Source organism: Leclercia sp. 29361 (assembly GCF_011290365.1).
Classification (GTDB): Bacteria; Pseudomonadota; Gammaproteobacteria; order Enterobacterales; family Enterobacteriaceae; genus Enterobacter; species Enterobacter tamurae.
Window position 1 is genome coordinate 4117741 of the sequence record NZ_CP049786.1, and the last position, 16204, is coordinate 4133944.

The 16204-nt window shown below is 50.0% G+C and carries 13 protein-coding genes and 2 pseudogenes; 8 read left to right on the top strand and 7 right to left on the bottom strand.

Annotated elements, in window-relative coordinates; translation table 11 throughout:
- Positions 1-88 precede the first annotated feature (88 nt).
- A complete protein-coding gene (gene dkgA / locus G7090_RS19675; protein ID WP_106995821.1) occupies positions 89-916 on the top strand; it encodes a 2,5-didehydrogluconate reductase DkgA in 828 nt (275 codons plus the stop codon).
- A gap of 88 nt (positions 917-1004) precedes the next feature.
- Here the strand turns inward: dkgA and G7090_RS19680 are convergent.
- The 5 genes and pseudogenes from G7090_RS19680 to G7090_RS19700 all read right to left on the bottom strand — a co-directional run.
- Positions 1005-2015, bottom strand: a pseudogene (locus G7090_RS19680) (DUF3362 domain-containing protein); the annotation flags it as partial.
- Between the two features lie 114 nt (positions 2016-2129).
- Positions 2130-2459, bottom strand: coding sequence for a hypothetical protein (locus G7090_RS19685; protein WP_000140246.1), 330 nt, complete (start codon positions 2457-2459; stop codon positions 2130-2132).
- A 204-nt stretch (positions 2460-2663) separates the two neighbouring features.
- Positions 2664-5378 carry a P-loop NTPase fold protein gene (locus G7090_RS19690; RefSeq protein WP_166184011.1) on the bottom strand — a complete coding sequence of 905 codons (2715 nt, stop codon included), beginning with the start codon at positions 5376-5378 and terminating at the stop codon, positions 2664-2666.
- Positions 5379-5502: 124 nt separating this feature from the next.
- Positions 5503-6653 (bottom strand): IS3 family transposase gene (locus tag G7090_RS19695; protein ID WP_087855188.1). Its coding sequence is split into 2 segments (ribosomal slippage): positions 5503-6395 and positions 6395-6653, totalling 1152 coding nucleotides; the frame shifts between segments, so codons are not numbered across the junction.
- Between the two features lie 29 nt (positions 6654-6682).
- Positions 6683-7186, bottom strand: coding sequence for a P-loop NTPase fold protein (locus tag G7090_RS19700; protein ID WP_166184013.1), 504 nt, complete (start codon positions 7184-7186; stop codon positions 6683-6685).
- Between the two features lie 858 nt (positions 7187-8044).
- Between G7090_RS19700 and G7090_RS19705 the strand changes: the two genes are divergently transcribed.
- Positions 8045-8341: a helix-turn-helix transcriptional regulator gene (locus tag G7090_RS19705; RefSeq protein WP_017384073.1), complete on the top strand. Its 297-nt coding sequence runs from the start codon at positions 8045-8047 to the stop codon at positions 8339-8341.
- Between the two features lie 423 nt (positions 8342-8764).
- A complete protein-coding gene (locus tag G7090_RS19710) occupies positions 8765-9421 on the top strand; it encodes a TetR/AcrR family transcriptional regulator (RefSeq protein ID WP_023280966.1) in 657 nt (218 codons plus the stop codon).
- 62 nt (positions 9422-9483) lie between these two features.
- On the opposite strand, the gene G7090_RS19715 is transcribed toward G7090_RS19710, so the two are convergent.
- Complete coding sequence (locus G7090_RS19715) at positions 9484-10467, bottom strand: MDR family oxidoreductase (protein WP_023280857.1); 984 nt, start codon at positions 10465-10467, stop codon at positions 9484-9486.
- Positions 10468-10867: 400 nt separating this feature from the next.
- Between G7090_RS19715 and G7090_RS19720 the strand changes: the two genes are divergently transcribed.
- The 5 genes from G7090_RS19720 (at position 10868) to fghA (ending at position 14441) form a co-directional block, all read left to right on the top strand.
- A protein-coding gene (locus tag G7090_RS19720; RefSeq protein ID WP_223195083.1) for an IS1 family transposase occupies positions 10868-11565 on the top strand; the annotation gives its coding sequence in 2 pieces (ribosomal slippage) (positions 10868-11117 and positions 11117-11565; 699 coding nt in all).
- Between the two features lie 113 nt (positions 11566-11678).
- Positions 11679-11954, top strand: a complete 276-nt coding sequence (gene frmR, locus G7090_RS19725) for a formaldehyde-responsive transcriptional repressor FrmR (RefSeq protein ID WP_017384071.1) — start codon at positions 11679-11681, stop codon at positions 11952-11954.
- 34 nt (positions 11955-11988) lie between these two features.
- Positions 11989-13098, top strand: coding sequence for an S-(hydroxymethyl)glutathione dehydrogenase (gene frmA / locus G7090_RS19730; protein WP_017384070.1), 1110 nt, complete (start codon positions 11989-11991; stop codon positions 13096-13098).
- A 43-nt stretch (positions 13099-13141) separates the two neighbouring features.
- Positions 13142-13540, top strand: coding sequence for a VOC family protein (locus G7090_RS19735; RefSeq protein ID WP_012561111.1), 399 nt, complete (start codon positions 13142-13144; stop codon positions 13538-13540).
- A 64-nt stretch (positions 13541-13604) separates the two neighbouring features.
- A complete protein-coding gene (fghA, locus tag G7090_RS19740) occupies positions 13605-14441 on the top strand; it encodes an S-formylglutathione hydrolase (protein WP_012561110.1) in 837 nt (278 codons plus the stop codon).
- Positions 14442-14640: 199 nt separating this feature from the next.
- Here fghA and G7090_RS19745 read toward each other — a convergent pair.
- A pseudogene (locus G7090_RS19745) lies at positions 14641-15774 on the bottom strand (IS3 family transposase).
- Between the last annotated feature and the right edge of the window lie 430 nt (positions 15775-16204).

The following is a 16204-nucleotide window of genomic DNA, read 5'->3' on the forward strand; positions in this document are numbered from 1 at the left end:
CCTTTCGTTTTTCGGCATTTAGGCCAGGCTTAATGCACATACGCCACCAGAGGAGTACCTCTGGTGGATGTCCAATGAAGGAGGAAAGATGGCAAACCAAACCGTAATCAAGCTTCAGGACGGCAACGTAATGCCCCAGTTGGGGCTCGGCGTATGGAAAGCCGGTAACGACGAGGTCGTGTCCGCCATTCACAAAGCACTGGAAGTCGGCTATCGCTCTATTGATACCGCAGCCGCCTACAAAAATGAGGACGGCGTGGGCAAGGCGCTGGCCAGCGCCGGTGTGTCACGCGATGAGTTATTCATCACCACCAAGCTGTGGAACGACGACCAGAAACGTCCAGCGGAAGCACTCCAGGAGAGCCTGGACAAGCTGCAACTCGATTTCGTCGATCTCTATCTCATGCACTGGCCGGTTCCGGCGATCGATCACTATGTTGACGCCTGGAAAGGGATGATTGACCTGCAGAAAGCCGGGCTGGTGAAGAGCATCGGGGTCTGTAATTTCCAGGTCCACCATCTGCAGCGTCTGATTGATGAGACGGGCGTTGCCCCGGTGATCAACCAGATTGAACTGCACCCGCTGATGCAGCAGCGTCAACTGCACTCATGGAATGCGACCCACAAGATCCAGACCGAATCCTGGAGCCCGCTGGCGCAGGGCGGTGAAGGGGTCTTCGATCAGAAAATCATCCGCGACCTGGCCGATAAGTACGGCAAAACCCCGGCACAGATTGTCATTCGCTGGCATCTGGACTGCGGCCTGGTGGTGATCCCGAAATCCGTTACCCCAGCGCGTATCGCGGAGAACTTCGCGGTGTGGGATTTCCGTCTGGATAAAGATGAGTTAGGTGAAATTGCGAAGCTGGATAAAGGCAAGCGTTTAGGCCCGGATCCGGACCAGTTTGGCGGTTAGTCCCCTCACCCTGCCCTCTCCCCATAGGGGAGAGGGTAAGATATTGTAGGCCCGGTAAGCGCTAGCGCCACCGGGCATTTTTACAGCTTTAACCGATCTTACGTTTTACATTTTTTTTCGCCGTCGCGCCCGCGTTCGAACGCTGGTGCACAATCGGCGTATGCTTGGTCAGCGCCGGGCGCGTATTGCGGTTCTGGCGACGCGCTTCGCGCATCTCATCCAGCGTCGGGGCAGGTACCAGGCAATCACGACGCGAGCCGATCAGGTGCTTTTTACCCATCTCTTCCAGCGCCTGGCGGATCAGCGGCCAGTTAGCCGGATCGTGGTAGCGCAGCAGGGCTTTATGCAGGCGACGCTGTTTGTCTCCCTTCGGCACCACCACATCTTCACTCTTGTAACCAATCTTACTCAGCGGGTTCTTGCCGGTGTAATACATGGTGGTCGAGTTCGCCAGCGGTGACGGGTAGAAGTTCTGCACCTGATCCAGACGGAAGCGGCGCTGCTTCAGCCACAGGGCCAGGTTCACCATGTCCTCATCACGCGTACCCGGGTGCGCGGAGATGAAGTACGGGATCAGATACTGCTCTTTCCCGGCCTGTTTGGAGTAGGTATCGAACAGCTCTTTGAAGCGGTCGTAGCTGCCCATCCCCGGCTTCATCATCTTCGACAGCGGGCCTTCTTCAGTATGCTCAGGGGCAATCTTCAGGTAGCCGCCCACGTGGTGGGTCGCCAGCTCTTTGATGTAGCGCGGATCTTCCACGGCGATATCGTAACGCACGCCGGAAGCGATAAGGATCTTCTTGATGCCCTTCAGGTCGCGGGCGCGGCGATAGAGGTTGATCGTCGGCTCGTGGTTGGTGTCCATGTGCTCGCAAATGCTCGGATAGACACAGGAGAGACGACGGCAGGTCTGCTCCGCACGCGGCGACTTACAGCGCAGCATATACATGTTGGCCGTCGGGCCACCCAGATCGGAGATCACGCCGGTAAAGCCCGGAACCGTGTCGCGAATAGCCTCGATCTCGTTAACAATCGACTCTTCGGAACGGCTCTGGATAATACGGCCTTCGTGCTCGGTGATGGAGCAGAGCGAGCACCCTATAATTCTGATCATTTAGAAATTTTTTTGCGTTTAAAATCAATGAATTGAAAGATTTCATTTTTCTAAGTCTGATAAAACAGATGAAAACCCAACTGACTATACTCATAAAACTCAATCTTTGCGCTGCTGTACGATACCAGTAATTACAGGCGCCGAGTTTAACATCATGAAAAGTAGCCCAATAATGAATGACGCAACGCCAGCTGCGGTGCCTAACTTCTGACTGAACACCATTGAAACAAAGTACATATTTGGGATAAAAACGGACATAGCAATCACGAAAAGTAACTTATTCAGATAATTATTTATTCGGGTCTTAACCTCAACTCTATCATAAAAAGCCATCGAAACGTAAGCAGTTATCAGTGAATAAAAAGACCATGTCATATAGTTAACCGATTCATTAAATGCCTCTCGCAAAAGCAAAGCACTTTCTGTCATTCCCTACCTCATTAAATCAATAGAAAATAAATCTGAATAATTTATTTTTAAAAGAAAAGAACACAACATAACTTCAGTAGTTATGATTAATCCCTGAATGATTATTTCTTAGCAAGATATAACATGCTTAATGTATATCAGGCAATAAAAAAACTCCCAAAGACCACCGCTGTGGTCTTCAGGTATAGGATTTAAAGAACGAACTCAGTCCGGAAACGTATCACTATCTTCTGTAACGTCCGCTTTCTCTGGTAACATTCTGTTTTTAATATACTGTGAATTCCTGCAGATGAGAGGAAAAATCTCCGAGTTATTCATTATACAACTCGTTGCCGTACGGGCGTCCTCCGGAGACCATGATGAAAATGAAAACGTCTGACGGTCAAGCCATTGAGACAATAATACATTATCAACAGAAGCGCTAAACAGCGCCGCAATAGCCCTGCGTTCAACGGCCTTCTCAGGTTCAATAAACGACAACTCATTATGAAAACGGGTAATAATCGCAATACGGCTGTCAATACGAATATGTCTTTCAAGTAAGACATCGTGCAACTCATCAAGTACAGTCTCTCTCTGGGTATCGTCGAGGCAAGACCACAGGAAATGAATGTTCTCGGCATTTGTGACAACGTCTGGCTCTGCATCACGGAACCATGATGCAAAGATACCCACACTACCTTCCATCCGGATATGCTGCCCCTGAAGTTGCATTTGTTCAAGGATAAAGCGCATGTTCACAGGAAGAACCGTAAAACACTCAATAAGCCTTTCAGAAGAACTAAATACTCCACATGCCAGGGCGTTCAGCTTTTTCTTCAAAATATCAAACTGCTCACCTGACTGATATACGTCATGGAGTAATACTGGACCCATAGCATTCACATCAGACTCAATTATTTTCTCTGACAGTGCTTTTTGACGCTCTCGCACAAATATTAAAAGAGAGGTTGCATTTGTAGCTTCTTTGATGACGTCATACTGACCTTTAACAAAGCTCAGGACAGGTATATTCACCAGAAGACCTAAATCAACAATCCTGCCAACAGCATTTTTGATGTACGGCAGAACATTTTTATCCTTAAGTGCTATAAAGATACTCTCGGCAGTACGTAGATAACGAAGATATGCAGCCAAAGCCAGGTCAAACCGTTCCTCACCAATATGTTCACTGTACGACTCGATACCGGCATAGTTACCATGGAGCACCATGTGAGCAACAGCCTGTGCAGCAAATTCCGCAGGGAAGAGATTCCTCGTCGCCGTATTATTAAGATAATATTGATTTAAAACATTATTATTCCAGTCCGGGCTCAGAACAATTTTTCTGAAATGGATAACGTCCTCAACAACCTGACGATTTTTAAGCGTCATTATTGCAGAGCTAACCTGAGCCCCACCTGTACCATCATTCTTTCCAATTACGTTCTGTACCGCCTTCGATGCAATATTGATATGCCGGATAATTCCCGGATTAAAAAGGTCTATCTGAGGTTGCTCAGCTCCATAGCGTAACATCTCCTCCCGACCGTGATTTCCGATATCTAGTGTGCCAATTTTCAGGTTTGACAAGGTCTCTTCATTATTGACAAGGTATTCCACATAAAATACGCCATCTACAAAATTCTCCATTTTATTCAGTAGTGATTCACCGGCCAGAACAGAGTATGAATCAGCTTCCTGCAGCAACGTCTGCGTGGATTCAGCCTCCAATTTTTCTGAATCCTGAATTTCATCAAGTTTACTCACAATAAACGATATTTGCCTTTCGACGAAAGGCTCTAGGCTTATCCGCCCGTCAGCCATCAGTTTCTGCAGACTCAATACGAAACCTTCATCATTCTTTTCTCTGAGTGAAACAGCATAACTCTGATTCAGCATTTGCACTGCGACTTTGAGTTGCGGTTCGGCGAGAGCCTGACACTTCTCATCCATCCGGCTATAAGAAACCAGCCAGTCTCGCATCTGAATATGTGGTGCCACTCGCTGCCATGCTTCAGCGAAACCCCACAAGGCCGTCAGTTCTTCAAGCCGTGGGATATTTATAGCACCAATCGCGTCTTTAAGAGGCGTATCAAGCAACTCGCTCCTGGCAAGCTCCACCGTGGACTGATAGTGGATGCTCATCAGAAATTCGCTCCATCTTTCTGTATCGTTATTAAAAATTCGGGATATTTGTTGATAAGTTAGCGAGAGCATCTCGTCAAAATCATCCGGAGCAATACCGGGTTCGGTCTGACTAGCTTTGGGATCGCGAAGTAATACTTTAATATCTCGCTCCCCGTATCTGACCACCAGTAAGTAGAGAGCAATAAGAATATGGCGATGATCTTCTGTTGCAGGAACGGTAAGGTTCAGAATATGAATATCATTAACAAACTTCTTCATTAATCGCGGTGTGATACGAGGATACTCAGAGGGTTTCCAGCGCTCAAGCAACACCGTTGCTTCCCGGCACGCTATCCCTGCATCCTCATTTACTGTTTCTTTCCAGTACTGCCTTAACGCTTCCTGCCATCCTGCCGAAATAAGAGGAGGAACCTGAAAACTTACAGGAATCCGCTTTGCAATAAACTCACGCCCGCTGAAACCCGCCACAGAAAGTGAGGCTGAAACCTGTCTTGCCGAATAGGGCACCACTATCCTGAAGTGTTCATGAGTGGCTCCGGCAATAAGCTCCATATCACTCCAGAGCTCTTTCACTTTGTCTGCACTGATTCGGTCCAGATTATCAATGATAAGGATGAAGCGATCTCCATGGGAAATGACCTCTTTGGAGGTAAATCCCTGCAGAGCTTCAGCCAGCTCAATAGCTCCGACCTCCTTATTAACTAGCCAAGTCTCTTCAATCCTGTCAGTACTGTTGCGTTTGAACAAATCACCAATACTCGAATACCCTTTCTTTCTGTACCATTCCATGTTCTGCAGGCATGCCAGTCCTGCGACCATAATGGCAGGAGAAAGAAACGCGGCCACCTCAACATAAAAAAGCCACCCTAATAATGACTCCTTGTGATCCTACCCACGTAATGTGGACACGGCCCTAAGCGAGGTTCTGGTTTTCAAATTGTTCGGGACTGAGTCCGCCACAGGCACTGTGTCGGCGCCACCGATTGTAATCACACTCGATATAATTAAACACCGTCATCCGCATGATTTCCCGGCTGATAAGGCGTTCCCCGTGGATACATTCCACCTTCAGCGAGTGGAAGAAGCTTTCCGCGCAGGCATTGTCGTAACAACATCCTTTGGCACTCATGCTACCGTGCAGATTATGCCGCTTCAGTAACGCCAGATAGTCTGCCGAACAGTACTGCCCGCCTCTGTCCGTATGCACGATGACATTTTCCGGGCGCTTACGTCGCCAGAGTGCCATCTGTAGCGCATCGCAGGCCAGCTGCGCTGTCATCCGCGACGACATCGACCAGCCGATGACAGCACGGGACCACAGGTCAATGACCACCGCCAGGTACAACCAGCCTTCGTCCGTGCGCAAGTACGTGATGTCACCCGCCCACTTCTGATTCGGGCCACTCGCGTAAAAATCCTGTTTCAGCAGATTTTCAGACACCGGCAGGCCATGTTCGCGGTATCGGACCGGGCTGAACTTCCGGGCCGCTTTTGCGCGAAGCCCCTGACGCCGCAGGCTGGCGGCAATGGTTTTGACGTTGTACTCAGGCAGTTCGTCAGCGAGACGAGGCGCACCATAACGCTGTTTTGCCTCAGTGAATGCCTGACGGACAGCAGTATCACAGACGAGCCGGAACTGCTGACGTGGTGTTATCTGCTGACGACGCAGACGCCACGCATACCAGCCGCTACGGGCGACCCGCAGTACCCGGCATATGGCTTTGACGCTGAACTCAGCCCGATGTTTTTCAATAAAGACATACTTCATTTCAGGCGCTTCGCGAAGTATGTCGCGGCCTTTTGGAGAATGGCCAGCTCCTCTGCCTGTTCCGCCAGTTGGCGCTTAAGACGGGCAATTTCAACGGACATTTCCTGCTCACGTTCGGAAGAGCTGCGGGCATTGTTAATCTTACTGCGCCATGCGTAGAGCTGGGATTCGTACAGGCTGAGTTCCCGGGCAGCGGCAGCAACACCGATACGTTCCGCAAGCTTCAGGGCTTCGTTGCGGAATTCAGGCGTGTACTGTTTGCGGGGCTTCTTACTGGTTGATGCTGGTTTTGTCATGAGTCACCTCTGGTTAAGAGTTTACTCACTTAGTCGTGTGTCCACTTTTCGTGGGTAAGATCATTGTTAGTAAAATATTGATTAAGGTCTGTTAGCACATAACGAAGCATCTGCACGGAAAGCAATGACAGTAAAATAAAAACGACGGTCAACCAGCTTAGCCTGCTGCTGACCCTCTTGTCGTATTCAACGATGTTACCCAGAGCCAGATTTTTATACTTATCCAACACATCCCGGGAGCCCGGACATTGTAGGCTGACCCCGTGGTGGATGACATCGATAAGCGCTTTTTTAGTTGAGCCATGATGGTAACGTTCTGCATCAAAGTTAATGAACGTAAAATCATCTTTAAGCTTTTTCTGCAGGAACTTCAATATTGTTGACTTACCTGAACCCAGCTCACCTTCCAGACCAATAATATTGACATCAGGTGTCCTGATGATCTGAGCCACATTCTCTGCAACTTTTTCATGACTGCTGCCTCTAAACATATCCTGGTCAGCGGGTGATTCCGTCTGCAATCGTAGAGTCATTCAGCAATTTCCTTCGTTATAACGTAAGATTCTTTCACTATTAGACACAGTACAGAGCCCACAGCAACCAAATGACTGCAGCCGGGGCAGTTTAGTTTTAAGCATGCATAAGCCGATTTCGATGGAATCCCTTTCACACAATAATATTGAATTGAAGCAATGAAAACATTAATGTGTTTGTTGTGACTAGCTGCAGGGGCCTGGAAGAAATTCCAAAGCCTGACAAACCGGAACAGGGCTTGCTCTGCTCCGGTTTTATCCAGTTCATCTTGAAGCCCTTGTTTTTGTTACATATCCCTGCTCACTCTTTCAGCCATTGTTAAGCTTCTTGTGTGTAATCTGCGAATAATACGGATGCAAAATTGATGCAATGGATTATACATACCTACAGCGCACGTTACGCTGAGCTGAATCGAATTTCAGAGAACGTTCTTCGCTATTACCCTGCCCAGCCAGTTGAACACATTTTATCATCCGGCCCCGAGAGTGACATGTTCTCTGCCTGGTACAGCCTTCATCAGAGTCAAACTAGACGTTATTTACAGGCAAAAGAAGACAGCTACAGAGTTTAAGTCTGACATTATTCGTGGCTGTGTCTGCCTTCGGAGTTTTCAGCTTATCCCGATAACAGCGGTTTTGAAAAATTGACGTTTTTTACACCGGTACATTGCCCGAACGCAATCTCCCCCGTAGCGAAATACCGCCCCGCAGAAAATCGTCCATGCTCGGCATGCCCCTGGAACATCAGCATCTTTTCAATAAAGGTTTTACAGCCTATAGTCTGTATAACACAAAATACACCTTACCTGCTGTATTACAGGGCGGTACTCCCTACTCAGTCTGCGAGGCAGGTCACTTATGAATAATCAGTTCCCGATAAAAACGCTGAACCAGCTCAGACCTGTGCTAATCGGGTTTCGCAAAATCAAGGGCTTCACGCAAAAAGATGTGTCTGAGAGGCTTGGCGTAACGCAGCAAACCTATGCCCGCCTGGAAGCAAACCCTGCTAGCGCCAGTATTGATCGTCTGTACAAGGTATTCAGTATTCTGGGCGTAGAAATAACGCTGTCATCTATTTCCCCTTCACCCTTCATTTCCCACACAGAGATGAGGGGGGCATTTGACAGCACTCCCGCCAGACGGGAGAAATGGTGACTATTAGAAGTTTGCTAGTTTTGTCGAATGACGCCAACTACATGTCCGCATCCATCGAGTAGTGGCTTCAAGCCACGATTGTCACTGCCTCCGCTGCCTTTTTCCAGTAACTCTCTCCTTTTAATTCTAATATTTAGGGGTGTCAACGCAAAGCAGAAACGGCACCTTCTTTGCGAGACAGAAATGACCTGTGATTGCCTGGCCGATTTATGGCAGCTAAGTGCGAGAAGCGGATATAGCGAATTCGCCATTGTACGGGATTAGCAGGTTTACTGAAGCAACCTGCGATGGCGTTATGGCAATAGTCAGTCCCCTGTCCAGTCGGCATAGGTGGCCACCTCGTCACCGCCGGGGATAAACTGATTGAAGCCTCCGCGCAAAATCACTTATTCTTTTCCGTTAATAAAATGCAGGAGCAAAGTCATGACTGGCGAAATTCGTGGGCGAGGCAGGCCACGAAAAACAGAGAGTACCTATACAGATACCCGTAATGACCTGATCCGAAGCGGGCTTGAACTGCTCACGCAGAATGGTTTTCTTTCAACGGGAGTCGATGCCATTGTCAAAAATGCCAGTGTTCCTAAAGGCTCATTTTATTACTATTTCAAGAGCAAAGAAGAGTATGCCCAGACTGTTCTGAGCGCCTATGACAGTTTCTTTGTGCATAAACTCCAAAAACATCTGTATGAATCATCCTTCACACCAATGATGCGTCTGGAAAATTTCATCGACGATGCCTGCGACGGCATTAAAAAGTACAATTTCACCCGGGGCTGTCTGGTTGGCAATATGATGCAGGAGAGTCCGGGTCTTCCACTGTCCTTTATCAAACAGCTCCACGAAATACTTGAGCGCTGGCAGGCGCTTGTGGCGTGCTGTCTGTCCGACGCGTTATCTTCGGGCGAAATCCGTTCCGATATGAATAATACGCAACTGGCGGCCATTTTCTGGAGCAGTTGGGAGGGTGCCGTAATGCGTGCCAAACTTTATTGCTCAACCCAGCCTGTGTACGACTTCTGGAGCTATTTCAAAAAGTCAGTACGCTATCAGCCCTCTAAGGACACGGCTGTTGAAAAGTAAAAAAGGGGCCGCAGCCCCTGATAATAATTATCAAACCCAGGCTGAGCCTGGCTTCCACTTCATTAGCTACACTGAATTACTGCCCGGCCACGAATTCCGCCACTCAGAAGTTTTTCGGCCACATTGATGGCATCACTCAGCGGATAAACGGTGGTCAGGCTATCCAGTCTGGACTCCGGTAAATACTGTACCGCCTGCTGCCAGATCGCCGCTCTTTTTTCCTTCGCGAACATGACACTGTCAATCCCTTTCAGCGTGACGCCACGCAGGATAAACGGAGCCACATTCCCCATTAGTTCCATCCCCTGTGCCATGCCGCAGGCTGCAACAATACTGCCATAACGCACCCCGGCGCATACATTGCAGAGCGTATGGCTACCGACTGTATCAATGGCGGCAGCCCAGCGTTCTTTCTGTAACGGTTTTCCGGGACAGGAGAGCTCGGAACGGTTAATAATCTCGTCCACACCGACCGTTTTATAGAGCCAGGCAGCCTCTTCCGGGCGTCCAGTAGACGCCGTAACGCGGTACCCCATTGATGCAAGGATCATGGCCGCAATGCTCCCGACGCCGCCGCTGGCACCGGTAACAAGTACCGGACCATCTTCAGGCTTAATACCATGATTCAGAAGTGCGTCTACGCACAGCATCGCGGTAAACCCAGCTGTTCCGATTGCCATTACGTGTTTGCCGTTAGCGCCAGCCGGGAGCGGCGTCAGCCAGTCTCCATTTACCCGTGCTTTTTCGGATAGTCCGCCCCAGTGTTTTTCCCCAACACCCCAGCCGGTCAGGAGAACCTTATCTCCGGCCTGATATTCGGGATGTGAACTGGCGGACACTGTACCGGTAAAATCAATGCCGGGCACCATGGGAAAGCGTCGGACGATTGGGCCCCGGCCCGTAATGGCCAGTGCGTCTTTGTAGTTGATGGATGAATAGTCAACATTGACCTCCACATCCCCCTGCGGTAGTTCACTTTCAGCGATTTCAGCAAGTTGCGCACTATAGCGTCCATCTGTTTTGTTGATTAATAAAGATTTAAACACGTTCACCTCGTTTGTCCGGGCGTTTACCGTTCAGTCATTAAGTCGTCAATAAATAATATTGACCGATCGTCTAATAATCAACACTACTATCCCAGTGCTTTGCCAGCATTCAAGAAACATTATTCATTTCATGCACTTAAAGCTGTCTTTTTTGACCGACATCAAACTGTATTCTGGTTTATCTGGTGCAGAGGGAAAATCAGCATCCCTGAAGATACATAGCTAATGCTTCAGAACACGGCTGATGATGCGATAAAACAACCAGGCTTTAATGAGTTAGTCTGAGCGGACCTTCGGCTCAGTAAATAGGTCCGCTCCGTGCCAAGAGCAGACGCTGGTAATTCGGGTAATGGTGCCAACTTACTGATTTAGTGTATGATGGTGTTTTTGAGGTGCTCCAGTGGCTTCTGTTTCTATCAGCTGTCCCTCCTGTTCAGCTACTGAAGGCGTGGTGCGTAACGGTAAAAGTACTGCCGGACATCAGCGCTATCTCTGCTCTCACTGCCGTAAAACATGGCAGCTACAGTTCACTTACACCGTCTCTCAGCCCGGTACACACCAGAAAATTATTGATATGGCCATGAATGGCGTCGGATGTCGCGCCAGTGCACGCATTATGGGCGTTGGCCTCAACACGATTTTACGACACTTAAAAAACTCAGGCCGCAGTCGGTAAACTCACGCATACAACCGGGCAGTGACGTCATTGTTTGCGCGGAAATGGACGAACAGTGGGGTTACGTCGGCGCTAAATCACGCCAGCGCTGGTTGTTTTACGCGTATGACAGGATACGGAGGACGGTTGTGGCGCACGTATTCGGTGAACGCACGTTGGTCACGCTGGAGCGTCTTCTGGGCCTGCTGTCGGCCTTTGAGGTCGTGGTATGGATGACGGATGGCTGGCCGCTTTATGAATCACGCCTGAAGGGAGAACTGCACGTTATCAGCAAGCGATATACGCAGCGCATTGAGCGGCATAACCTGAATCTGAGGCAGCATCTGGCAAGGCTGGGCAGGAAGTCACTGTCGTTCTCAAAATCGGTGGAGCTGCATGACAAAGTCATCGGGCATTATCTGAACATAAAACACTATCAGTAAGTTGGAGTCATTACCGGTGCTCTGATATATTTATTATACTATAGTGGGGTATGTGTTGATCTTAATGTAATACTCCCCTATAGTATAAGAAATACAGAGCAGTGAGGTAAGCAATGCCCAGTACTCCTGAAGAGAAAAAAAAGGTCCTAACCCGGGTTCGCCGTATCCGGGGTCAGATTGATGCTCTGGAAAGAGCACTTGAAAGTGGCGCTGAATGCCGTTCCGTTCTCCAGCAAATCGCCGCCGTCCGGGGCGCCGCTAACGGACTGATGGCAGAGGTGCTGGAGAGCCACATACGGGAAACCTTTGACCAGAATGACAGCTACAGTCATGAAGTCAGTAAATCAGTTGACGATACGATTGAGCTGGTTCGTGCCTATCTTAAATAGGTGAGGCCATTATTACATTGAGGATATATTACGTATGAAATCACGTGCCGCTGTTGCATTTGCACCAGGGAAGCCCCTGGAGATTGTTGAAATTGATGTTGCTCCGCCTAAAAAAGGCGAGGTGCTGATTAAAAACACCCACACAGGTGTCTGCCATACCGATGCCTTTACCCTCTCAGGGAATGACCCTGAGGGCGTTTTCCCGGTGGTTCTCGGCCACGAGGGAGCCGGTATCGTCGTTGAAGTTGGTGAAGGCGTCACCAGTGTGAAGCCGGGTGACCATGTTATTCCGCTCTACACCGCTGAATGCGGGGAGTGTGAATTCTGCCAGTCCGGTAAAACGAACCTCTGTGTATCGGTTCGCGAGACTCAGGGCAAAGGACTGATGCCTGACGGGACCACTCGCTTTTCATACAACGGTCAGCCTCTTTACCACTACATGGGATGTTCCACATTCAGTGAATACACCGTTGTGGCCGAGGTTTCTCTGGCAAAAATTAACCCGGAGGCGAACCATGAACACGTCTGCCTGTTGGGTTGTGGCGTGACTACCGGTATTGGCGCCGTCCATAACACGGCTAAAGTGCAGCCGGGCGATTCAGTTGCCATTTTTGGTCTGGGGGCAATTGGTCTGGCTGCGGTACAGGGGGCCCGTCAGGCAAAAGCGGGACGTATTATCGCTATCGATACTAATCCGACAAAATTTGACCTGGCCCGTCAGTTCGGGGCCACTGACTGCATTAACCCGAATGATTATGACAAACCGATTAAAGATGTTCTGCTGGATATCAACAAGTGGGGTATTGACCATACCTTTGAATGTATCGGTAACGTTAACGTCATGCGTGCAGCGCTGGAAAGTGCTCACCGTGGGTGGGGGCAGTCCGTTGTCATTGGTGTCGCAGGGGCCGGACAGGAGATTTCCACCCGTCCTTTCCAGCTGGTCACCGGGCGCGTATGGAAAGGTTCCGCGTTTGGCGGAGTAAAAGGCCGCACTCAGCTCCCCGGTATGGTCGAGGATGCCATGAAGGGGGATATTGACCTTGAGCCATTTGTAACCCATACGATGACACTGGATGAAATCAATGACGCCTTCGAGCTTATGCATGAAGGCAAATCTATCCGGACAGTGATTCATTACTGATCCCATCAGAATTTTAATCAACTCAAACTGAAGGAAGTGGAAAATGACAACTCCGGTAATTTCTGGTGACGGCATCTTTTCTCATGTGTTCATTGGCGCAGCCGATGTCGAGAAATCCTCCGCATTTTACGATGTCGTCCTGGGCACGCTTGGTATCAATAACCTCGGCCCGTTTGGCAACGGCTGGGTACTCTATGGCCGCGAAAAGCCGGCATTTATCATTGCCCGTCCGGGCAACGGTGAAGCACCTTCCGCTAACGGGGTGACTGTCGGCTTCGCTGCTGCCACCCCGGAAGAGGTTGATGCTTTCCATGCTGCCGGCCTTGCCGCCGGTGGAGCTGATGAAGGTCAACCTGGCCCGCGTGGTCACCTTCCCGGGGCCTATGCTGCCTACCTGCGGGATCCGGCGGGTAACAAAATCACGGCGTATACGTTTATCTGACGTCCGGATTTAAAGATACTTCCCCTGGCTTCGGTCAGGGGAAATAACCATGAGATAACGGCTGATGGAACTCATTGAGCAGCATGCCAGCTCTGGCGGCTGGCAAAACGTGTACCGGCATTATTCACAATCCCTTAATTGTGAAATGAATTTCGGTGTGTATCTTCCTCCCAAAGCAGTAACAGAAAAACTGCCGGTACTATACTGGTTGTCGGGCCTGACCTGTACTGAGCAGAATTTCATCACCAAATCAGGTATGCAGCATTATGCAGCCCGGCATAACGTCATCGTTGTTGTCCCGGATACCAGTCCCCGGGGTAATAATGTCCCGGATGCCGACAGTTACGATCTTGGCCAGGGGGCCGGTTTTTATCTGAACGCGACGGAACAGCCGTGGAATGTTCATTACAGGATGTATGACTATATTCTCAGAGAGCTTCCGGATGTCGTCATGAATCATTTTCCTGCAACGGCAAGAAAATCTATATCCGGTCATTCTATGGGAGGGCTGGGTGCTCTGGTGCTGGCTCTGCGAAATCCTGGTGAATATGTGAGCGTATCAGCATTTTCCCCGATAGTATCGCCTTCTCAGGTGCCATGGGGGCAACAGGCATTTAGCGCTTACCTGGGTGAAAACAGAAAAACGTGGGAAGCCTACGATCCAGTCAGCCTCATTTTACAGGGTGAAAAATTACCAGAAATCTTCATTGATCAGGGGCTGAGTGACGCCTTTTATGAAGAGCAACTGCGCACCAAAATCCTTGAGAGAGTATGCAATGAGATGAACCTCAATGCGTCGTTCCGATATCATACTGGATACGACCACAGCTATTATTTCATTTCCAGCTTTATTGGTGAGCACATTGCTTACCATGCCAACAGGCTCAGGCTGTCAGCATGAGTTGATTTCCAGCCTCAGAAAATGTGCTTAATTTTCAGGCCTGAACAGGGCCTGAACCCTGCAGACCTGAGATGTACTGTAACTGAATCGCCACGGATAATCTAGACACTTCCGAGCCGTTGATGGACTGACCCCGCCCCGGTAGACGATCCTGCCCTATAGTTTGGACTGACCCCACGCCTGTAGACAAATCCTGTCCTCACGACGAGGCCTGTTCGAAGGCCTCCGGACTGACGTCGCCGAGGTGGCTGTGGCGCCGGGACCGGTTATAGAAGACTTCAATGTAATCGAAGATCCGCCCGGGCCAGATCCCTGGTTTTATATATGCGTTTTCTGATCCGTTCTTTTTTCAGCGAACTGAAGAACGATTCGGCCACCGCATTATCCCAGCAGTTGCCACGCCGGCTCATGCTCGGCGCCAGGTTATTGGCCCGGTAGAAGCGCTGCCAGTCGTCACTGCCGTACTGGCTGCCCTGATCGCTATGTACGATAACCTCGCTGTCTGGTTTTCGGCGCCAGACCGCCATCATCAGCGCGTCGAGCGCCAGTTCGCGTGAGAGAGTGGGTTTCATCGACCAGCCGACCACATTACGGGCGAAGAGATCGATAACCACCGCCAGATACAGCCAGCCCTGCCAGGTGCGGATATAAGTAATATCGGTGACCCAGACCTGGGTGGCCCGGACAACGGTGAACTGCCGCTGCACGAGATTAGGAGCAACGACTGAAGGCCTGCCAGCGATACGACGTGGCGCTTTATAGCCGCGCACAGCTTTAATCCGGTCCAGTTGCATGATCCGACCCACCCGGTTTCTACCACAGGTTTCCCCGATTTCGTTCAGATCGCCATGAACCCGCCGGTAACCGTATACGCCTCCGCTCAGGGAATATGAGTCGCGGATAAGCATCAGCAGGCGCTGGTTATCTTTATCACGCGCCGAGACAGGGTTATGCAGCCACGCATAGAACCCGGCCCGGGCGACATTCAGTACCCGACACATCGTCATCACACCCCATACAGTTCGGTGCTCATTGATAAAGCGGTACTTCAGTCGGGCTCCTTTGCAAAGTACCGCGCGGCCTTTTTCAGGATATCCCGTTCTTCTTCGGTGCGTTTTAGCTGCGCCCGGAGTTTCAGGATCTCGCTTTTAGCTTCCAGTAAATCCCGGGCATGCTGCTCGCTGTTATCAGGTTTGATAGCCCGTAGCCACTTGTAGAGGCGGTGTGCAGAGACGCCCAGACGCTCAGATACTTAGGCGACGGAATAACCGCGTTCCGTTATCTGACGGACGGCTTCTTCCTTAAATTCAGGTGTAAATCGTGGTGTGCCCATACGCTCCTCCTATACTCAAACTATAGGGCAGGATCGTCTACCGGGGCGGGGTCAGTCCAGGGAGCCGTTAACGACCTGATGGCGGTTGTTCTGGAAAGCTATCTTCGGGAGGAATTCCCCGATACGGGCAAACGAAATGAGTCGCAGAAGAGGTCAATCGACGACACCATTTCGATAGTCCGCTCCTATCTCCGTTAACTCTGCCAGGCAGATGTCTGATGGGGTCTAAAACTGTAATGAAAGGAAATGACATATGAAATCACGTGCATTATTCATCTGTATTTTTTAATTGGTACCCGAAACCGCCTGAGTGTCGCCATCAGCTGGGTCTGGAACCACAGCGTCGCGTACCGGGGAGCCCGCATTATCACGGGAGCCAAATCTCCGGTCCCGGGTACGCCGCCAGCCAGTTCTCATACAGAAGGCGGAT